Raw genomic sequence first — 20,815 nt, forward strand, 5'->3', positions numbered from 1 at the left:
GGCTATACCTTTTTCAATCAAAGAAAATTTACATGTAATTTGATACGTGAAAAAGTCATCTACAACCTGAGCAAGCCAAAGCGGCTAAAGCTTTGGCGAAGCGAAATAAAGCTGAACTACCTTGCGGAGCTAGTCGCTCCACATGTAGATGACAATGCATTTGCTCTTACGAAGCTTCAAACGCTTCTCAGGGCGAAACCAAAGTAAGGCGAGCCTGAGCAAGCCAAAGCGACTAAAGCTTTAGTGAAGCGCAAGACGAAGTGGCTTATCCTAAAATAGATAAAAACTCGGCAAGACTCCGTTAAGTTAATTATTTTTCAATAAATTAAATAAACATTTAAGTCGAACTCAAGTTAAAACTAACCTAAAAACAACTTTTCCAGATAGGGATTTAAAAACTTGGCTTCTGGGTCAAGCTGCTGACGTAAAGCCATAAAATCATCCCACTTTGGATATAAAGCCCGAAGCTGTGTGCTGGTCATATGATGCATTTTACCCCAATGCGGACGACCTGCATATTTCTGCAAGATTGGTTCAACCACATCAAAAATTAACTTCGGGTCTTGCTTATGATATTGATGCACTGAAATCGAAATGGAGTCCTGCTGATAAAACGGACTGAGCCAGATATCATCCCCTTTGACAAAGCGAAATTCGAGCGGAAAAAAGGTGGCAACTTTATACTTTCTTAAGGCATGCAACACTTCATCCAGACATTCAACTCCACGATCCACAGCAATCTGATATTCCATTTCATTGAATTTGGTATTACGCGGCGTTGGAAATATCTTGCTCGACCAATCAACATAGGTGGTCGGTTTGACAAAGATACCTAACAGCTTCTGTAAATAAGGATTTAGTGACGGAAAGTTTTTGGTCAACTCAGAGCATAAAGTCAATAAAGTATCATCAGATGGAAAATTTTCCTTCCGTGGCAAAACCGCTTCATCTGTCTCATCCAAGGTTTTCAGCATCAACTGCTTTTCATGGGAAAACACAAAGCACTCAATATGTCGATGCTGATGTTTCCATTGCTGAATATGCTGCATCATGTCTTCGACTAGACAAAGTTCAATGTGTTCTTTGAGTTTATAGCGCGGGCGATTCTGCATGGTGATCTGAGTCAAGATGCCGAAGCTCCCCAAAGAAACTCGCCCTGCGGCAAAAATTTCAGGATGCTCTGTTCGACTGCATTTCAGGATTTCACCCGAAGCGGTTAACAACTCAAATGCTTCAACATAAGCTGAAATACAATGCAAATCTGCACCTGTGCCATGTGTCCCTGTAGAAACCGCACCTGCCAGACTTTGCTGATCGATATCTCCCTGATTCATCAAAGCCTGATTAATCGATTGCTGTTGTAAATGTTGGTCTAGGTCATATAAGCGTGTGCCTGCATAAATACTACTCTGACATCGATCAAGATCCGTCGATGCCACACCTGAAATTCGATCCAAAGATAGTAAAGTTGCATCAGTACACACCAGCGGCGTAAAGGAGTGCCCTGCACCAACCACCCGCATTTTTTGCTGCGCTTGAACCATAGCCTGTAGTTCTTGAATATTGGCAGGTTGTAAAATCTGTTGCGGCTTAGCTTTTTGAAAGCCAGACCAGTTCGACCAAATGCCTTGTGTTAAATCACTCATACTGCCTCTCCTTGGCTAACGGCAGTTTTTAAATTGCCATGATTGGTGCGTTTTGCGAGTTCATTTTCTGGAATCGGCTGTGGTCGTGTCATTTCATCGTAATGACGTTTAGTTTTTTCTAGTAATAATTGTTCTGCTAATCCTTTGAATTTGCTCTGACAGGCTGCCAATGTCCATTGACCGAATAAGGTATGCCCACCTTCATAAGCTTGCGCTTGGTATTCTTCATAGGTGGTGACATAGCCCATATAATCATTGCAGTACGATGCTAACCAAACGCTTTCAATCGAAGCCTGTACGGCAAACGTCTGTTTAACCGTATCAACGACACGCTGTCCTGCAATAGTGGTAAATTCTCCCGGACAGCAAATCAAAGTCAATTGACCTAATCGCACAATTTGTAAGGGAACCACACTCGGTACTAAAGGACTGTGCTGAATCGCCCCTGCTTTCACTTGTCGATTCATTTCTGCAATCAACGGATCAAGGATACTCGGCGGAAAACCAATCGGTTGACCTAAAATTTTTTTAGCACCCGCTTCCAGTAGAATCTGTTTCGGCCCTTGTGATGCATACAGTTGCTGATACGCTACAAAATCAACTGGATTGGAATGCTTGGTTTTCTGTTTGCGAAATTGATCGGCTAAAAATTGCATCCCCATGATTAAGGGTTTGGGCGCACCTAAACCATCGACAGGTGTGCCTGCAAAAAATGCGGTGCCATGACAAGGCTGACTGGTCTTTGCATGCTTTTGACCCTCTGCAAACTCATCTGGAATTTCAATATTACTCAGGTCTACATAGGACAAAACAGCATCGATCTTGCCTTCGACTTTCTGCATATTTTTAGGGATATTCTGTTGTAAGCCATTCAAAGCTAGTTCACTTTGATAACGCCCATTTTGTTGCGCGTACTGATATTCCTGCTCACCTTTAATTTGATTGCGAATCTTGAGCTGATCTTTGCCATGAAAATGCGGTGATACATCGCCTGCAGTCGCTTGGGCAAAAATCGTGACTGGATTTTGAATCCCTTGCTCAATTAAAGCCTGCTCAGAGAATGCGGCTGCATAGCCTTTATTATCGCCATCATAGGCGTTTAAAGAATTTCCCAAACAGGTTGCATGTACCCCAAATAAGGAAATAAAGGACTGTAGATGTTGCTCACGATAGAAACCAATCAGTTGCATTTCACGATTCAAGGCTAAATGCGTTTCAGCTTCGGTACGTGGCTGAACGTCTGGATTACGATTATAGGCTTTGATCGAACGATTCCACGCCACAGCAGTATGTTCTGGAAAATGCTGCGTCCCTAAAAAAATCTCGGTGTCTTGTTCAGACGCAATCGCATTTTGAATACTCTGTACAATTGCCTCAACAATGGCAGTTAAATGTTCAGGCACAAAACCAGGCGTTGGCATATTGTATAAAGCTTCATAACCACAACCGCCAGGCCCCGAATGAGTATGCGTTGCCATAAGGACCAATTGATTTTCATCAAATTGTGAGTCAAGTATTTGTGTGAGTCGCGCTACTGTTTGGCTACGTATCGCATGGGTAATGCAGCCTAAATCCAGACAACAAATCAGCAGTCGAATGCCCTGTTGATCGATGATACTCACACTGCGTGCATATAAAGCAGTCCTTTGTTGATATGCCCGATGTGACCATTGCCCATAACCAAACATGGCATAGCCTTTCGGTGTAATCTTGATTTGCTGCTTGTCCCAACCCACCTGATACATTGGTGCTTCCCTTTTTCAATTCTTTTTCTGATTGCTTGTCACAAAGCATGTTGAAAGTTAATCAAAATTATGCGATACCCAACAGGGTTAAAGACACTTTTCTTTGGGGGGCAAAACGGACTTATGCCTAAACAATTCTTCAATAACACTGAAACACAGCAATTCATTCCACCAACGATTTTGGCCAGCCTGATTCACTATGCTGAGCAACAGCAATGGGGCTATGCCGCTTGGTTTCAGGATTCAGGGTTAGACATTGCACAAATACAGCAAACTCAAGGTGTGGTTCGTTTTAGCCAACTCTGTGATGTTGTCCATCAAGCCATGACAGCCTATCAACAACCTAACCTAGGCTTAAAGCTTGGCAGTAGCGAAGGTCTGATTTCAATGGGGATTTTGGGTTTTGCCATGCAATCCTGTAAAACCGTTGCAGATGCTTTAGATATTGCGCTGCGCTACCATCGGATTTCGGGCAGTGTCTTAAATATCGACTTTTCTATCCACGCTGATCTTTGTGAATTGGAAGTCACCGAACCCTATCCCTGCAATGAACTGAAAGCCTTTTTCTATGATGAATTATTTAGCAGCATCATCACCTGTTTAAATGCGATGCTGGGCGATCATGATGATGTGGTGAATCTTGAGCTCAGCTATTTACCAAACGAATATCAACAACAATATAACGAACTCTTTGGCTGCCCAATCCAGTTTAACAGTGATAGAAATATCATGCGTTTTAGTAGCAGTCTGTTGCAACGCAGCTTAAAAAATTACAGTCCAGCCAACTATGCAACTGCGCTACACATCTGTGAACAAGCCCTAAAAGAAATAGACCAGCTCAATCAGGTCGGCTATGTGCATTTACTTGATCATTTGATTGAACAGCATTTACCAGAACGTTTTGAGATGCAACAAGCTGCCGAACAACTACACATCAGCGAACGCCACTTAAGACGTCAATTGTTATCAGAGGGCCTGAGCTTTCAACAAATTCGGCAAAATGTCTTGGAGCGTAAAGCCAAACAGTTATTGGAAAAGAACCTATCCATGAGTGAGATTAGCCTGCAACTAGGCTTTAGCGAATTACGTGAATTCAGACGTGCCTTTAAACGATGGACTGGGCAAGCGCCCTCGGTTTATAAACAAGAGACTCACCTTACTTAAATGATTAATTCGTAATGCCCACCCATATAAAATGAACATATCTCAGGAATTACTGGTGCTACAGGTCATCCACAACCTGCGTGAGATTAATCAGATGCTATTTCTGCGATTAATTTAAAGAGATGCCGAAAGAAGACAGGTTTTGTGGATGACAATGGTTTTGGTTACTTTTGCCGAAACAAAAGTAACTCCAGCTGAAGGCTTATCCCCCAATAGGATGAGATCGCCATAAGATTCCACAAAGATGATCGAACTATAAAATAAAAAAGCTCAGGATTTTACCCAAGCCTTCCAATCTAAATGAAGCCTTAACTTGCCGCTTGATAAAACGGCACGTCACCATTAATCGTGGCACGATGCATAATCCGATGCGCCTCACCATAATCAAATAACGCCTTATGCTGTGTACAACGATTATCCCAAATCGCTACATCACCGGCTTGCCACTGCCAACGCAAATGGAACTGCTCATTGGTGGCATGCGCAAATAAATATTGCAGCAATTCAGCACTTTCGGTCTCATCCAGCTCATTAATACGCGTGGTAAACCCTTCGCTCACGAACAAAATCGGCTGACCTGTAACAGGATGCGTTCGCACCACAGGATGAACAACAGGTGGATTACGCTTAAACGTTTCTTCCAGTTTTTTACGCTCAACATCGTTATGCGAGAAACGTTCAATCGGAAAAGACTGACGAATATCATGTGTTGCCGTTAAGCCTTTTAACTTTTGCTGCAATCCTTGATCCAATGCGGCAAATGCCGCTGCGCCACTCGACCAGAGCGTATCACCACCCACAGGTGGAATCTTGATGGCTTGTAATACACAACCCAATGGCGGTTTCTGGCTGAAAGTCACATCAGTGTGCCAAAGCTCATTGTCACGTAAGTCTTGTTTCCAACTGTCCAATACAATAATTTCAGGCACATTATCGATAGATGGATAGATCGGATGAATATGCAAAGAACCAAAACTACGTGCCAACTCCGCTTGTGCCTGAGGTGCAAGCTGCTGATTACGTAAGAAAATTACATGATGATCCAGCAAAGCCTGTTGAATTTGTTGTGTAGTATTTTCATCAGCCGTATTTAAGTCAACATCGTGAATAATTGCACCGATTGTTGGTTTAATAACTTCAATATTTAAGGTCATCTTCTACTACTCACACTTATAACTGTTGGCCATACCAAGGAGATAATTGCTTCTGTAACCAACGCAAAAACAATTCAAAACTAACGGCGACGATCGCAATGACAATAATCCCCAGAACTACTGTATCGGTGATTAGGAACTGTGCTGCCGACTGCACCATAAAACCAATACCACGATCTGCTGCGACTAATTCCGACGCCACTAAAGTCGACCAACCCACACCCAAACCAATACGAATACCTGTCAAGATATGCGGTAAAGCGGTCGGCAGAATCACATGCCAAAACACTTGTGATTGGCTTGCCCCTAAAGATAAAGCGGCACGTTCACGATTGAGCTGATGACTCAGCACACCATGAGTGCTACTAATAATCACAGGCGCAAGGATCGAAAAGAAAATCAAAAGCACTTTGGTGGTTTCACCAATGCCGAACCAGATCACCAATAAAGGTAAATAAGCTAACGGTGGAATTGGGCGTAATAACTCAACCAATGGATCAAGCACCGCGCGCACCCATTTGTTCAAACCCATCCATAAACCTAAAGGTACACCAATGGCAATCGCAGCAACTAAGGCCAATAAGACACGAGAAATACTCGCGGCCAAATGCTGCCATAAGGTGGCTTTCATAAAACCTTGTTGGCTGACTTCAAGAAACTTCTGCCATACCGCTTGAGGGCTCGGCAAAAATAGACTTGGGACAATTTTTAATGCAGTGATCAAATACCAAATCACCAGTACGCTCAAGACACTGGAAAGGCTGAGCGCTAAACTACGATGACGAGTAAAGAAAGCCCCAATTGGAGTAAAAATCGAAGAGGATTGTGCTCGGTTCGTCGATTGCAGTTCTTCTGTCTTACTCACCTCATAGGCTGTATTTTTTGCTTGACCCGTCATACAGCCACCCCATGCCCTGTCTGCTTCTGCACACGCAGGCGTTCAAACAATTGCTCGCGTAATTGGATAAATTTCGGATCAGACTTAATCGCACGGATGGATTCACCTTGCTTATAACGCTCTGCAAAATCCAGCTTTAAAGTTTCGACAATCTTACCTGGACGAGCCGTCATCAACACCAGTTGATTGCTCAGCAAAAGTGCTTCCTCAATGTCATGGGTAATCAGGAAGAATGATTTATTTTGCTCAATCCATAAATCCAACACCAACTGCTGCATGGTTTCACGGGTAAAGGCATCAAGCGCAGCAAAAGGCTCATCCAATAAAATGAATGCCGCATGACTAATCAAAGCACGTGCGATCCCAACCCGTTGTTTCATACCACCTGACAGTTCCCAAATATTAGCTTGAGCCACATGACTCAAACCGACAATTTTCAGGATTGCATCCACTTGCTGTTGAATCTGTTGCTCTTTTAAACCTTTAAGCTGTAAAGCAAAACCGATATTTTCAGAGACATTTAACCAAGGCAATAAAGCATGATCTTGGAACACGACCGCACGGCGTGCATCAGGTGCAGTGATCACTTCATAATCCAGCTTGATCTGACCTAAACTTGGCTTTTGAAAACCTGCCAAAATATTTAGCAATGTTGTTTTACCACAACCAGACTCACCCAAAATCACAGTCAAAGTCCCTTCTTCAATTGTTAAATTGATATCTTGAAGTACAGGCACAGTCTGATTTGGAAAAGTTAAATGAAGATGCTCGGCAGCTAATACACTCATTTCGATCTCCTATGGCTGTAAGAAGTTGGTCGTGACATTCGCTTGATAATCAGGTTTTACTTGATCCACCTTGCCTTGGCTTTTTAGGAACGTAGCGGTATCAAAAATATTCTTGGCGAACTCACCAGATAAAGTGGTTTGTTGCTGCTGACGATCAAGATAGCTATTTCCTGAAAGAAGCAATGGAATATCTTTGCTATCCGAGCCTGTCAGCTGAGCAATTTTCTGGATGTTATCGGCATTTTGTTCAAATGCTTTTGGATCTTGCTGGTACGCTTCAACTTGTTTCAAGCTGGTTTTTACGAATGCTTTTAAGAACTCTGGATTTTTTTCAGCGAAATCTTTACGAACTACCCATAAATCATAGGTTGGTGCGCCCCACTCGCCAACTTGTTTCGAGTCTGTTAATACATAACCACTGGCTTTGACTTTGCTTAATGCAGGTTCCCAAACATATGTTGCATCGATATCACCACGTTCCCAAGCTGCTGTGATTTCTGGTGGACGTAAGTTAATAATCTTGACTTGGTTATCCGCAATATTCCAATGCTTGAGCGCTGACAATAAGCTGTAATGCGTGGTTGAAACGAATGGTACAGCAATGGTTTTGCCAATCAAATCTTGCGGGTTTTTGATGCCTGATTTGTTACTTACCACCAATGCTTCTGAACCACCTAATTTAGCCGTCACAAGAAATACTTCAATCGGTAAATCACGACTTGCAGCAGCAGCCAAAGGGCTAGAGCCGATATTGCCGATCACCACATCACCCGAAGCCAATGCATTGACCACATCTGAACCTGCATCAAATTTGCGCCACTGAATTGCTTGATTACTATCACGTTCATAATCACCGTTGGCTTGTGCAACCTTGGTTGGATCAACACCAGTTTGGTAAGCTATCACCACTGCTTTGTTGTTTTTAGACTGAACAGGTGCAGCATCTTTTTGATTTTGATAGATAATAAAAGCAACAATCGCCACAAGGACGATCGCTGTAACGATTAACGGCTTGGTGTTCTTGATGCCCATAATTAGATGATCTTTCAACAATATAGGCTTATGGTATGCGGCATGCTTTATGATTAAAAATAAGAAAAAGTGAGTTGCTTATTCCTTTATAAGATAAGAATAAGTCTTAGACAATTTATGCTGCTTTTATTCTCAATTGCGATATTTTTAATGTTCTTGCATTTAATTTTCCCAAATCACCTTTTTAAATATTTATCTCTCGGTTTAATTGAAAAGTAAAATATTTAATCCTGATAATTTCATCTTTAAATTAAATAAGTATTTTCATTTTTAAAATACAGTTCCAAACTATATTCCGAATAAGTTAATAAAAACCTATTATTTATCAAAAATAGATATATAAATAAATTTTGCTTATTTTCCTGAATATAAAAACAGCCCTAAGATAAAAACATCATCCCGCTGATGTATGAAAGGTTATAAAAATGAATGCTCAATTTGATTCTACTGATATAGCAGAATCGACATCTACGATTCACGGTTTATCAAAAAATCCACAAGATATCTTAGCGCGTGCGCAACATTTTGCTGAAGAAAATGAACTCGATTTCACTGGCAGCGTACTACCTCCTGAAGCTTGGTATTTGGTTGAACAAGGCCTAGCGGTATTGGTCGATGTACGTACCAATGAAGAACGTAAATTTGTCGGCTATGTCCCTGAAAGTATCCACGTCGCATGGGCAACTGGCACATCATTTAACCGAAACCCACGCTTTTTGAAAGAACTGGATAGCAAAGTTGGCAAAGACAAAACCATTCTGCTGCTCTGCCGTAGTGGTAAACGCTCAGCTTTAGCAGCTGCGGCAGCATTTAGTGCAGGTTTTGCTCAAGTTTATAACGTGCAAGAAGGCTTTGAAGGTGATTTAAACCAGCAACAACAACGTAATCAAAGCAATGGTTGGCGTACGCATCAATTGCCTTGGCTACAAGATTAGCGCTGCTTTTTTAAGCAATGATTTTACGATTTATTTAAAATCTCGTTTTGCAAGGAACTCGCGTGAGCCAATGGAAAATACAGCCTGTCGTCGAAGGCCTACAACAAGCACGACATGAATGGAGGGAGCGTCAACATCGCATCAAGGAATTTGGTGGACGTGAACTCCCATCTAAGGATGCGCTTAAGTCAATTTTAGATGATCTATGCGGGATCTTATTTCCAATGCGACTTGGACCAAGCGATCTACGCCAAGAAACTGAGGATTACTATATTGCCTATACCCTTGACCGTGTCTTGAATGAACTGTTTGCACAGGTCAAGTTGGCTTTAAATTACGAAGCCAAGAGTCGAGTCAAACCAATCCCTGTTTCAAGCAATGAACGTTTGCTGTATGAACAGCAAGTCGCTTTGGCACAAACGATCGTACAGGACTTTGCCAATACCTTGCCCGACATCCGCCGCTTATTGGATGCAGATGTCTGTGCAGCATATGAAGGTGATCCCGCAGCGCATAGCGTTGATGAAGTCCTACTCTGCTACCCAGGTATTTTAGCGATTATTCATCATCGCGTCGCACATCAGCTCTATCACAGTGTACCGCTGCTCTCACGGATTATTTCTGAATTGGCCCATTCAGCCACAGGGATTGATATTCATCCAGGTGCGCAAATTGGGAAAGGCTTTTTTATCGATCATGGCACAGGTGTAGTGATTGGTGAAACCTCAGTGATTGGTGAATATGTTCGTATCTATCAGGCGGTGACGCTTGGTGCAAAACGCTTCGAACTGAATGAAGATGGCGCATTGAAAAAAGATTATGCCCGTCACCCAATCGTTGAAGACCACGTGGTGATTTATGCGGGAGCAACGATTTTAGGCTGCATCACCATTGGTAAAGGCTCCATTATCGGCGGCAATGTATGGCTGACGCATAGTGTTGCAGCAGGCAGCCAAATTTTACAGTCACCCAGTGAATCATTGCATAACAGTAAAGTTTAATTAAATGAGGCTGATATAAATTCCATAGATTAAATTGCCTTATTCAGGTTTTATATTTATTTTTCATAAATATATGTTTATGAGCCACATAATCACGATTCAGCATTATTTATCTCATATTAATATTTTTAAAAATAATAAATCACCTCTAGTCTAATTTAATAAATGATTAAGCAATACTGAAATAAAACCAACCCTTTTATTAACAAAGCCAAAAAACAACAGGAAAATTGATTCATGGCAAAAACCACAGATAAGGTCCAACTTGCACTTGGTGATCACGCAGCCAGACAGCTTGCCAATGCCACCAAAACCGTTCCACAACTTTCAACCATTACCCCACGTTGGCTCACACATTTATTGCAATGGATTCCTGTTGAAGCAGGTATTTATCGCGTTAACCGTGTTAGCAATACCGATGACATCCAAGTGGCCTGTACGAAACGTGATGAAGCAACTTTGCCGCAAACCTTTGTTGATTATGATGCGCAACCGCGTGAATATTTCCTCAATGGTGTTTCTACTGTTTTGGATATCCATACCCGTGTTGCCGATCTTTACAGCAGCCCACATGATCAAATTAAAGAACAATTACGCTTAACCATTGAAACCATTAAAGAGCGCCAAGAAAGCGAGCTGATCAATAATCCTGAATATGGTTTATTGGCCAGTGTCACAGATGAACAGCGTATCTCAACTTTAAATGGTCCCCCAACACCAGATGACTTTGATGATTTACTCCGTAAAGTCTGGAAAGAACCAGGTTTCTTCCTTGCGCATCCAGATGCGATTGCTGCATTCGGCCGTGAATGTACTCGTCGTGGTGTACCACCACCAACCGTCAGTTTATTCGGTTCACAGTTCATCACATGGCGTGGTGTCCCACTGATTCCATCGAATAAAATTCCTGTAGAAGATGGTAAAACCAAAATCTTGTTACTGCGTGTGGGTGAAAAACGCCAAGGTGTGGTGGGCTTATTCCAACCGGGCTTGGCAGGTGAACAATCTCCTGGACTTTCTGTACGCTTCATGGGCATCAACCGCAATGCGATTGCGTCTTATCTGATCTCACTGTACTGCTCATTGGCGGTATTGACTGAGGATGCGTTGGCTGTGCTCGAAGATGTGGAGGTGGACAAATATCATGACTACCCAGTTAACTACAAGTAACCTATCTTCTACAGGTACTGGGCAAGGTGGTCCAACAGGTTCAGAAGTGGTCGGTGTTAGCCCACCGTCCAACTTCCCGAATGAAGCAACACTTTCAAAGCTTGCCTCTGAGTTTTTTGCTGCGCTGCCAAGCTCAGGCAGTAGCCACTCTTCTGGTTTGAATTTGAACTTGCCCAATGTCGGTACACCGCCTCATCAACCCCAGCCTACTGAACCTTTAGCAGCGTTAAGTGGACGTGCGCCCAATATTGCTTATGAAAAAAGTTTGAATCCTGAATATCCTGAGCATATTCCAAACTATCCCGATTATCCGGAACGTCGTGCGATTGCATCTGCGCCCGTGGTCGGTGGAGCGAACTTACCTCGCCCACCCATTGAACCGAATTTTCCACAAGCGATTCATAGTGCGCCGAATGTGCCTTCGCTTGAACCTTCTCGCCCATCAACAAGCGAAGCATCACCATTTTATTTTTTAAATGATTTTGCAGCACCCAGCACATCAAGTTCTGAATTTGATGCTGCCAGTTTTGCGACTGCACAATCATTTCAATTACCACACGGCGATGCACTAAAAAGCTTGTTGCAGCAAGATCAGCCAAGTTCAGCCCAAGCCCAAAGTACAGCCTCTTCAGGTTTCTACTTTTTAGATTTGCCACCAAACAACGCGGGGTATGGCAATTACCAGCCATCACAGCCGCAGTTTGTTGCCCATGCAGCTCAACCTTTGGATATTCAATCAATCCGTCGTGATTTTCCAATTTTGCAAGAACGCGTCAATGGTCGTCCTCTGATTTGGTTTGATAATGCAGCGACCACGCAGAAACCACAAAGTGTGATTGATCGTATTGCCTATTTTTATCAGCACGAAAATTCCAATATTCATCGTGCTGCACATGAGCTGGCAGCACGTGCAACCGATGCCTATGAACATGCACGTAATGTGGTGGCTCGTTTTATTGGGGCAAAATCATCCAAGGAAATCATTTTTGTTCGTGGCACGACTGAAGGCATTAATCTGATTGCCAAGACGTGGGGCGAACAGAATATTGGTGAAGGCGATGAAATCATCGTTTCTCATCTTGAGCATCACGCCAATATCGTACCGTGGTTCCAGCTCACCAAAAAAGTCGGTGCCAAACTCCGTGTCATTCCAGTGGATGATACGGGGCAAATCATTTTGGAAGAACTGCCAAAACTGATCAATGAACAAACCAAACTCATCTCAATTACCCAAGTGTCCAACGCCTTAGGTACGGTGACACCTGTCGCTGAGGTGATCAAAATCGCGCATGCCAAAGGTGTGCGGGTCTTGGTTGATGGTGCTCAATCGGTTTCGCATATTCCAACCGATATCCAAGCAATTGATGCCGACTTCTTTGTATTCTCTGGACATAAAGTGTTTGGGCCTACAGGGATTGGAGCAGTCTATGCCAAGCCTGAAATTCTGGAAACCATGCCAGTCTGGGAAGGCGGCGGCAATATGATTCAAGACGTGACTTTTGAACAAGTGGTTTACCAACCCGCGCCCAATAAGTTTGAAGCAGGCACAGGCAATATTGCCGATGCCGTGGGTTTAGGTGCAGCACTGGAATATGTGGAACGCCTCGGTATTCATAATATTGCCCGTTATGAACATGATTTACTGGAATATGGTCAACATGCCTTAAGCAGCGTCGCAGGTTTGAGACCGATTGGTACAGCCAGAAACAAAGCCAGTGTGATGTCCTTTACCCTTGAAGGTTATTCGACAGAGCAAGTGGGTAAGGCACTGAATCAGCATGGGATTGCAGTGCGTTCAGGGCATCATTGCGCTCAGCCAATCTTGCGTCGTTTTGGTGTAGAACAAACCGTGCGTCCGTCTTTGGCCTTTTATAACACCACCGAAGAAATTGATTTGCTAGTGTCAGTCTTACATCAACTGACCAGAAACAAACGGGGTGCTTAACCCCTCTCCAATAAAAAAGACTGCCTCAGTGCAGTCTTTTTTATGTTCAGGCAAAGGCAACGCTCCAAATCAATCGTATTGCAACTACACCCAGAATAACCCCCATTACCCGTTCAAAATACACCCCAAACTCTAAAAAGCGTTTCCGTACAACAGGCTGAGCAAACATAATGCTGACCAAGATAAACCACACTGCATTGACCAGACACATCCAGACGCCATAACCAATTTGAACCTTTAACGGTGTGGTTGGGCTAACAATGGTGGTAAAAATTGCCAGAAAGAAAACGGTTGCTTTGGGGTTCAGTGCATTGGTTAAAAAACCCATATTAAAAGCTTGGATTAAGCTCGGTTTGCCCATCGCCTCACCAGCCAAAATATCCAGATTGGCATTCGGTTGACTACGTAAACATTGCCAACCCAGATAAATCAAATAAGCCGCCCCGGCTATGCGTAATACCGACATTAACCAGACACTTTGCTGGATCAGCACGCCAACACCCACCAAGGTATAAAACACATGCACCGAAATGCCGACACCAATTCCGATTGCAGTGATACAACCAATCAAATAGCCATATCGAACACTCTGCCGTACTGTAATAATAAAATCAGGACCCGGTAAAACAACTGCCATAAAATGGATCAATGCCAAGGCCAGAAACTCATGTCCATACAACTGCCACATTTGATTTATCTCCATCATGACTACAGGAAAAAGATTGTATTGCGATTTTTAAAGCGCGATAATCCAATCAAAATCCAAATAACTTTTGCTTCATGAGCACAAATCAAAGTCTGGTCCTGTTAAATGAAATGGCAACCTTTGTCAAAGTTGTCGAAACGGAAAGCTTTTCTGAAACAGCACGACAGCTCGGTTCAACCCCGTCTGCCGTGAGCCGTGCCATTGCCCGTTTAGAACGGGCTTTAGGTACACGTTTATTGCATCGCACCACACGTAAACTGCGCTTAAGTGAAAGTGGTCAACAGGTCTATGAACGCTGTGTCGACATGGTCAATGCTGCACAAGCGGTAATGGAAAGCTCAGGTCAATTTCATATTGAACCACAGGGCATTATTCGGATTAGTGTGCCCAAAGCCGTTGGGCATTTTATGCTGCATCCGCATTTACCCGAATTCTTGGCACTGTATCCAAAAATTGATATTCAATTGCTATTGGAAGACCGCTATATTGACTTGATTGATGATGGTGTCGATTTGGCGATTCGTATTACCGAACAGCCACCAGGTGGCTTGATGGGACGAAAACTGATTGATATTGATCATTTAATCTGTGCTACACCAGAATATTTACAGCAACATGGCATACCGCAACATCCTCATGATTTAAAGCAGCACCAATGTATTTATTTGGGTGAACAACCGAATGACTCGAAATGGAAGTTTCAGCAAGAACAGAAATCGATTACTGTGCCAGTCCGTGGTCGTTATGCAGCCAATCATACTGGCGTACGCCTGAGTGCCGCTTTACAACATTTAGGCATAGCCAGTTTGCCGTACTTCGTAGCACGCCATGCCTTAGAACAAGGTTCTTTGGTGCAGGTCTTACCTGATTGGCATTTTAAGACCCATTATAGTGGTGGTGCATGGCTGCTCTATCCTCCTACCCGTCATGTGCCACCTAAATTGAGTGTGTTCATTCAGTATCTAGCGGAAAAATTAGCCGCAGAACCGGTTTTAGTTCAACAGGACGCTCCAATAAAAAATAATGAGTGATTATTTAAATTCAATAATTTCATTATTCTGAATTATTAACTCACTAAAATTTATAAACTCAATGCTTAATTTTATTTATCATCTAGAAATAAAAATAAAACTCTTTGGAATACATCATGCAATCAGCTGATCCTATAAATCCAGCGCCAGCAATCCCTTTCTGGCAAGCTTTTTTATTCTGGCTGAAATTAGGATTTATCAGCTTTGGCGGACCTGCTGGTCAAATTGCGGTGATGCATCAAGAACTGGTGGAAAATAAACGTTGGATCTCTGAAAAAAGATTCTTACATGCACTGAATTACTGCATGTTACTCCCCGGTCCTGAGGCACAACAACTCGCCACTTATATTGGCTGGCTCATGCATCGAACCACAGGCGGGCTTGTAGCAGGTATTCTGTTTGTTCTCCCCTCACTATTTATCCTGATCGCCCTTTCATGGATTTATGTGCAATTTGGTGATGTACCCATCATTGCTGGCTTGTTTTATGGGATTAAACCTGCGGTCACGGCAATTGTCTTTCACGCGACTTATCGTATTGGCAGTCGCTCACTAAAAAATCCGTTTTTATGGGGCATTGCTGCTGCCGCATTTATTGCTATCTTCCTGTTTAACGTCCCTTTTCCCCTGATCGTGTTAGCAGCTGCCATTTCAGGCTATGCGCTGAGTAAGAAAAAACCAGATTTATTTACGGCTCAGTCGTCCCATCAAAATAGCCACAAAAGTTACGGGATTGCCTTGATTGATGATGATACGCCGGCACCTGCCCATGCAATTTTCCGCTGGGCCAATCTTGCCAAAATCCTGATCATTGCTTCGTTACTTTGGTTTATGCCGATACTGCTTTTGACTTTGGGATTGGGATGGCAACATACTTATACCCAAATGGCGTGGTTCTTTACTAAAGCAGCCTTACTCACCTTTGGCGGTGCTTATGCTGTATTGCCCTATGTGTATCTAGGCGCAGTCAATCATTATGCATGGCTGAGTCCAACACAAATGATTGATGGTTTGGCACTGGGTGAAAGTACCCCAGGCCCTCTGATCATGGTGGTGGCATTCGTTGGTTTCTTGGGAGCGTATAACCATGCTGTATTGGGTGCTGAGCAGTTGTTTTTAGCGGGTGCAGTTGGTGCGGTGATCGTCACTTGGTTTACCTTCTTATTTTCCTTTGTGTTTATTCTCGCGGGTGCACCAATTATCGAATCCACCCATAATGAACTTAAATTTACTGCGCCACTCACTGCGATTACCGCTGCTGTGGTCGGAGTAATTTTAAATCTGGCCTTATTCTTTAGCTATCATGTGCTCTGGCCCAATGGTTTTGATCATGGCTTTAATTATGAAGCGGCATTGATTACCGTTGCGGCATTGATTGCTTTATTCAAATTTCAGCTCAATGTGTTGTATGTGATTTTTGCATCGGCCTTTTGCGGTTTGATTTTATATATTGGCGCTTAATTGAATGCATCGAGTAGCTCAAAATGCTACTCGGTGCAGTTCTATATTAAATATGATGGATTTCAATTGAGGCATGCACAATTTCATCATGAATCGCCAATTCCGCTTTAATCTGATCAGGATTGAGATCAGTCATGGTGGTTTCCAATCCTAAAATACAAGAGAACTTGCCTTTGCCTACCTTCCATACATGCAGATCGGTAATTTCAACCTGCGAAAACTGGGCAATCACCTCACGTATTTCTTCGACCACAGGATGACCCATTTCAGCATCCAATAAGGTTTTCCCTGTATCCTGCATCAACCCCCAAGACCATTTTGCAACCAGTAATGCCCCGACAATCCCCAGCAAAGCATCCAGAAAATTCCAGCCGAAATACTTGGCCGCAAATAAGGCAATAATTGCCAGAACGGACGTTACCGCATCAGCAACTACATGTAAGAATGCGGCTTTTTGGTTTAAATCATGATGATGATCATGACCGTGATGATGTGCTTCACCATGAGAGTGACTATGCGAATGATGGTGATGATGCTCATCTCCCCCATCATGTAACAACCACGCACAAATCAGATTGACGATCAGCCCCACAATCGCAATTGGAATGGCTTCATTAAAATGAATGGTGACAGGATTAAATAAACGCTCAAGTGACTGAATCCCCATTAACAGTGCCACCACCATCAATAAAATCGCACTGCTATACCCCGCCAAGATCTCAATTTTCCATGTACCGAAACTAAAGCGTTGATCTTGGGCATAATGTCGCGCCATGCGATAGGCAAAATACGCAAGTCCCAAGGCCAGCATATGCGAACTCATATGCCAACCATCGGCAAGCAAAGCCATCGAATTAAAAAACCAGCCACCTAGAATTTCCAAGACCATCATTACGGCGGTTAAAATGGTGGCAATCAAAATTCTTTTTTGTGCTAAGGGATTTCCTTGATCAAACTGGTGAGAATGACGTCGTTCTAGGTTACTATGCTGCATTTATTTTAGTCTTCCAATATACTCCCCCTAGTATATATTTTTTTAGGAAAAAAAGTATGTCTCACCTACATCAAGATAAGAAAATTTTAAATCGCCTTAAGCGGATTCAAGGACAGTTCGCAGCAGTTGAGAAATCAATCACAAACCCTGAAAGTTCTTGCATAGAAGTTCTACAGCAGGTTGCAGCAGTCAAAGGTGCGGTGAATGGCTTAATGAACCAATTGATCGAACAACACTTAAAAGAACATGTATTAAAAGGTGCTGATCATGTGGATGAGGAAGAAGTAGAAAAGTTTTTCACCTTATTACAACGCTATCTATAAATACCAAATGGTGTCACTCAGTTGTTCTAGCTCGGAATGATCATGACTGACATACAACATTGGGATCTTGATTTCCTGTTTAACGCGTTGAAAAAAAGGAATGATCTCAGCTTTATGCGCGGTATCCAGTGCAGACAGTGGCTCATCTAAAAGTAGCAATTGTGGCGAGTACAGTAAGGCTCGTCCCAAAGCCACTCGCTGTTTTTCTCCCCCAGACAGCTTAATCGGCATACGTTCCAGCAAATGCTCCAATTTAAGTAACTCAACAATATAGTCCACTTCGAACTGTCGTTGTTGTGGTGCAATATGCTTAAAACCAAACAGTAAATTCTGTTTGACGTTTTTATGTGGAAACAGTTGCGCATCCTGAAAGACCAAGCCCACGCGACGCTGTTGCGTACTGAGATGAATGTTCTGACCTTGATCGAACCAAGTCTGATTCTGAATTTTGATCCAGCCCAATTGAGGTCGGATTAACCCTGCAATACTATGTAAAATCGTGGTTTTCCCCGAACCCGAAGCCCCAAATAAACCAATCACCGACTGATCAGATTGAAAGCGTTGATCCAGACAAAATTGCCCTTGTTGTAGCTGTATATGACAATCAATCATGCTGAATACCCACGCTTATTTTTCTGATAACGATTGAACCACTGTGCAAACCATAAGGCAAAGAATGCCACCGATAAAGACAGGATAATCAATCGCCAGACTGCTGCTTCGGTATCGGGTTGCTGCATTAAACTATACATTGCCAACGGTAAAGTGCGGGTTTCGCCAGCAATATTGCCAACAAAGGTAATGGTTGCGCCAAACTCCCCTAAACTTCGGCAAAAACATAAAATAGCACCGACCAAAATACCGCTACTCGCGAGCGGTAATGTCACCTGCATAAACGCCCCAAAGGAAGATGCACCCAAGGTTTTCGCAGCCAGCTCCAAGCGTTGATCAACCAGCTCAATCGCCAGCCGAATGGATTGCACCAATAAGGGAAAGCCCATCACTGCGGATGCCAACACTGCCCCTTTCCAGTTAAAGGCAAACTCTAAACCGAGCGGTGCAAGATATTGCCCGAACAGTCCCCGATTACCAAACAATTGCAGCAATAAGTAGCCGGGCACGACAGGTGGCAAGACCAAAGGCAAGAACACCAAGGTCTCAAACAGTGACTTTCCCCAAAATTCTTTCCGCGCCAATACCCAAGCCACTAAAGTTGCAGGAATTAAGCTAAACACCAGACACACTGCTGCCACTTTGCAGGACAGCTTGAGAACTTCAATTTCTTCAGGGCTTAATATCATCATTTAATTACTGCAACACGCTAAACCCATATTTTTTAAATATCGTTTTTGCCTGCCCGCTTTGTAGAAATTTATAGAATTTAATCGATTCCGCATTCTTCTTGGTTAAGCCCACAGGATAAATAATCGGTGGATGCGTATTCTCGGGGAAGATACCTGCCACAACCACATCTTTACTGATGGCCGCATCAGTCGCATAGACAATACCGACCTGACATTCGCCACGCGCTACAAAGTTTAAAGCTGCACGCACATCTTCCGTTTCAACCAGTCTTGGTTGAACTTTGTCCCACCAACCCAATGAGGTCAACGCCTGTTTAGCATATTTCCCGACTGGTACACTCTTGGTATCCCCTGTACACAGCTTGCCTTGAATCACTTGAGTTGGATCAAAACTTTTATCCATTTTTAATTTAATCGGTCGATCTTTAGGTGTAATCACAACCAATCGATTACCCAATAAATTGATGCGATCGGTTGGCGCAACCAGCTGTTTATTCTGTAAATAGTCCATCCATTGCACATCAGCTGACATAAATACGTCAGCGGGTGCACCCGCCTCAATTTGCTTAGCTAAGGTTGAAGAACCTGCATACGAAGTTTTGACCTCAGTTTTATTCTTTTGCTCATAGATCACATCGAGTTCATTGACCGCATTGGTTAAGCTTGCAGCGGCGTAAACAGTAATCGCATCCGCGGCTACGGCATGGGTCTGCATCAATAAACTCGCCCCGAAAGCGACAGCACAGAGATATGTTTTTTTCATCATTGTTGGCATTGTTTTGTCCTCAAATTTCGATATGTTTTTTAAAATATATCGATTAATAAAGATACACTAAAAATAACAATTCGCCAGTCTTGTTATCCTTAATCCATCATCTGTTTAAGAGAAACTCAATGATCTAAGAATTGGCATCCAGATCATTATTTGGTGCAAAAAATCAGTTTCTCGCCAATTCAGGGCATCTCCATATAAATTTCGATATGAGCGATAGATCGCATCATCCAGATCAAATATGCTCTCGATCAATCGTTATTTACCGAAAAATATAGCGATTAGCTCTATTTTGCTTTCCAAAATAAAAAGACGCCTATCCAAACACCAACTGAATGATGTTGAATAGACGCCTTTGTCTATTTCTAAAGATAGCCTAGATCGCTACCCTATTTCTGTTTTAGCAAAAGATGTGCCAAATGATCTTTAAGCTTTTACTAGATTTGAAGCTTAAATCATGCCTTAACCTCTAACTGCTAAATTCTGTTTCGGCAATAATTTACAGCCGCAAGATAGTGGATCATTCACTCTAGCAGCGGCTTTACCCATGACTTGCATATTCGGATCACCAGCAACAATCGTCGCCACAGTTTTATGTTTTGGACAGGTGGCCTTATCCCCAACACAAGCAATCGGAATACCTTCTATAAGAAAGCTGCTATTTCCACTGATGACCTGCCCACCACCTGTGGTTGGGCAACCAACAACGATATAGGGTGTTGCCATAATCACATCCCTCACATTTGG

The 20,815-nt window shown here is 42.9% G+C and carries 20 protein-coding genes; 8 read left to right on the forward strand and 12 right to left on the reverse strand.

Going from position 1 to position 20,815, the window contains the following annotated elements:
- Positions 1-359 precede the first annotated feature (359 nt).
- Together F896_RS06430 and F896_RS06425 are read right to left on the reverse strand one after the other, a co-directional pair.
- Positions 360-1,646 carry a D-arabinono-1,4-lactone oxidase gene (locus F896_RS06430; protein WP_016164313.1) on the reverse strand — a complete coding sequence of 429 codons (1,287 nt, stop codon included), beginning with the start codon at positions 1,644-1,646 and terminating at the stop codon, positions 360-362.
- A complete protein-coding gene (locus F896_RS06425; RefSeq protein ID WP_016164314.1) occupies positions 1,643-3,391 on the reverse strand; it encodes a neutral/alkaline non-lysosomal ceramidase N-terminal domain-containing protein in 1,749 nt (582 codons plus the stop codon). The genes F896_RS06430 and F896_RS06425 overlap by 4 nt, the downstream gene beginning before the upstream one ends.
- Positions 3,392-3,460: 69 nt before the next feature.
- On the opposite strand from F896_RS06425, the gene F896_RS06420 reads away from it, so the two are divergent.
- Positions 3,461-4,555 (forward strand): AraC family transcriptional regulator, encoded by a 1,095-nt coding sequence (locus tag F896_RS06420; RefSeq protein ID WP_016164315.1) that lies wholly within the window; start codon positions 3,461-3,463, stop codon positions 4,553-4,555.
- 308 nt (positions 4,556-4,863) lie between these two features.
- On the opposite strand, the gene tauD is transcribed toward F896_RS06420, so the two are convergent.
- The 4 genes from tauD to tauA are packed head-to-tail and all read right to left on the reverse strand — an operon-like array spanning position 4,864 to position 8,445.
- Positions 4,864-5,709, reverse strand: a complete 846-nt coding sequence (gene tauD, locus F896_RS06415) for a taurine dioxygenase (protein WP_016164316.1) — start codon at positions 5,707-5,709, stop codon at positions 4,864-4,866.
- A gap of 16 nt (positions 5,710-5,725) precedes the next feature.
- On the reverse strand, positions 5,726-6,607 hold the full coding sequence (gene tauC, locus F896_RS06410; RefSeq protein ID WP_016164317.1) for a taurine ABC transporter permease TauC: 882 nt from the start codon (positions 6,605-6,607) through the stop codon (positions 5,726-5,728).
- Positions 6,604-7,395, reverse strand: a complete 792-nt coding sequence (locus F896_RS06405; RefSeq protein ID WP_016164318.1) for a taurine ABC transporter ATP-binding protein — start codon at positions 7,393-7,395, stop codon at positions 6,604-6,606. The genes tauC and F896_RS06405 overlap by 4 nt, the downstream gene beginning before the upstream one ends.
- A 9-nt stretch (positions 7,396-7,404) precedes the next feature.
- Positions 7,405-8,445 carry a taurine ABC transporter substrate-binding protein gene (gene tauA / locus F896_RS06400; protein WP_171069702.1) on the reverse strand — a complete coding sequence of 347 codons (1,041 nt, stop codon included), beginning with the start codon at positions 8,443-8,445 and terminating at the stop codon, positions 7,405-7,407.
- 407 nt (positions 8,446-8,852) lie between these two features.
- Here tauA and F896_RS06395 point away from each other — a divergent pair, with 407 nt between their 5' ends.
- From F896_RS06395 to F896_RS06380, 4 genes are all read left to right on the forward strand, one after another.
- On the forward strand, positions 8,853-9,362 hold the full coding sequence (locus tag F896_RS06395) for a rhodanese-like domain-containing protein (protein ID WP_016164320.1): 510 nt from the start codon (positions 8,853-8,855) through the stop codon (positions 9,360-9,362).
- 62 nt (positions 9,363-9,424) lie between these two features.
- Complete coding sequence (epsC, locus tag F896_RS06390) at positions 9,425-10,363, forward strand: serine O-acetyltransferase EpsC (protein WP_004805539.1); 939 nt, start codon at positions 9,425-9,427, stop codon at positions 10,361-10,363.
- Positions 10,364-10,600: 237 nt separating this feature from the next.
- Positions 10,601-11,533: a family 2A encapsulin nanocompartment shell protein gene (locus tag F896_RS06385; protein WP_016164321.1), complete on the forward strand. Its 933-nt coding sequence runs from the start codon at positions 10,601-10,603 to the stop codon at positions 11,531-11,533.
- The gene (locus F896_RS06380) at positions 11,508-13,478 is read left to right on the forward strand and encodes a family 2A encapsulin nanocompartment cargo protein cysteine desulfurase (RefSeq protein ID WP_016164322.1); all 1,971 of its coding nucleotides are present in this window, start codon (positions 11,508-11,510) and stop codon (positions 13,476-13,478) included. The genes F896_RS06385 and F896_RS06380 overlap by 26 nt, the downstream gene beginning before the upstream one ends.
- A 46-nt stretch (positions 13,479-13,524) precedes the next feature.
- On the opposite strand, the gene F896_RS06375 is transcribed toward F896_RS06380, so the two are convergent.
- Entirely contained in the window at positions 13,525-14,166 is a 642-nt protein-coding gene (locus F896_RS06375) for a LysE family translocator (protein WP_016164323.1), read from the reverse strand.
- A 92-nt stretch (positions 14,167-14,258) separates the two neighbouring features.
- Between F896_RS06375 and F896_RS06370 the strand changes: the two genes are divergently transcribed.
- Positions 14,259-15,215 carry a LysR family transcriptional regulator gene (locus tag F896_RS06370; protein ID WP_016164324.1) on the forward strand — a complete coding sequence of 319 codons (957 nt, stop codon included), beginning with the start codon at positions 14,259-14,261 and terminating at the stop codon, positions 15,213-15,215.
- A 116-nt stretch (positions 15,216-15,331) separates the two neighbouring features.
- The gene (gene chrA, locus F896_RS06365) at positions 15,332-16,675 is read left to right on the forward strand and encodes a chromate efflux transporter (protein WP_016164325.1); all 1,344 of its coding nucleotides are present in this window, start codon (positions 15,332-15,334) and stop codon (positions 16,673-16,675) included.
- Between the two features lie 46 nt (positions 16,676-16,721).
- Here the strand turns inward: chrA and dmeF are convergent, their stop codons facing one another.
- Positions 16,722-17,669: a CDF family Co(II)/Ni(II) efflux transporter DmeF gene (gene dmeF, locus F896_RS06360; RefSeq protein WP_016164326.1), complete on the reverse strand. Its 948-nt coding sequence runs from the start codon at positions 17,667-17,669 to the stop codon at positions 16,722-16,724.
- A gap of 56 nt (positions 17,670-17,725) precedes the next feature.
- Here dmeF and F896_RS06355 point away from each other — a divergent pair, with 56 nt between their 5' ends.
- Positions 17,726-17,992 carry a metal/formaldehyde-sensitive transcriptional repressor gene (locus tag F896_RS06355; protein ID WP_004654733.1) on the forward strand — a complete coding sequence of 89 codons (267 nt, stop codon included), beginning with the start codon at positions 17,726-17,728 and terminating at the stop codon, positions 17,990-17,992.
- Here the strand turns inward: F896_RS06355 and F896_RS06350 are convergent.
- The 4 genes from F896_RS06350 to F896_RS06335 form a co-directional block, all read right to left on the reverse strand.
- Positions 17,987-18,604, reverse strand: a complete 618-nt coding sequence (locus F896_RS06350; RefSeq protein ID WP_016164327.1) for an ATP-binding cassette domain-containing protein — start codon at positions 18,602-18,604, stop codon at positions 17,987-17,989. The genes F896_RS06355 and F896_RS06350 overlap by 6 nt on opposite strands.
- Complete coding sequence (gene modB / locus F896_RS06345) at positions 18,601-19,296, reverse strand: molybdate ABC transporter permease subunit (RefSeq protein WP_016164328.1); 696 nt, start codon at positions 19,294-19,296, stop codon at positions 18,601-18,603. The genes F896_RS06350 and modB overlap by 4 nt, the downstream gene beginning before the upstream one ends.
- Before the next feature lie 4 nt (positions 19,297-19,300).
- Positions 19,301-20,071 carry a molybdate ABC transporter substrate-binding protein gene (gene modA / locus F896_RS06340; RefSeq protein ID WP_016164329.1) on the reverse strand — a complete coding sequence of 257 codons (771 nt, stop codon included), beginning with the start codon at positions 20,069-20,071 and terminating at the stop codon, positions 19,301-19,303.
- Positions 20,072-20,530: 459 nt separating this feature from the next.
- Positions 20,531-20,794, reverse strand: a complete 264-nt coding sequence (locus F896_RS06335; RefSeq protein WP_004654745.1) for a PAAR domain-containing protein — start codon at positions 20,792-20,794, stop codon at positions 20,531-20,533.
- Positions 20,795-20,815 lie beyond the last annotated feature (21 nt).

Origin of the sequence: Acinetobacter genomosp. 15BJ, assembly GCF_000400715.1 — a bacterium.
Classification (GTDB): domain Bacteria; phylum Pseudomonadota; class Gammaproteobacteria; order Pseudomonadales; family Moraxellaceae; genus Acinetobacter.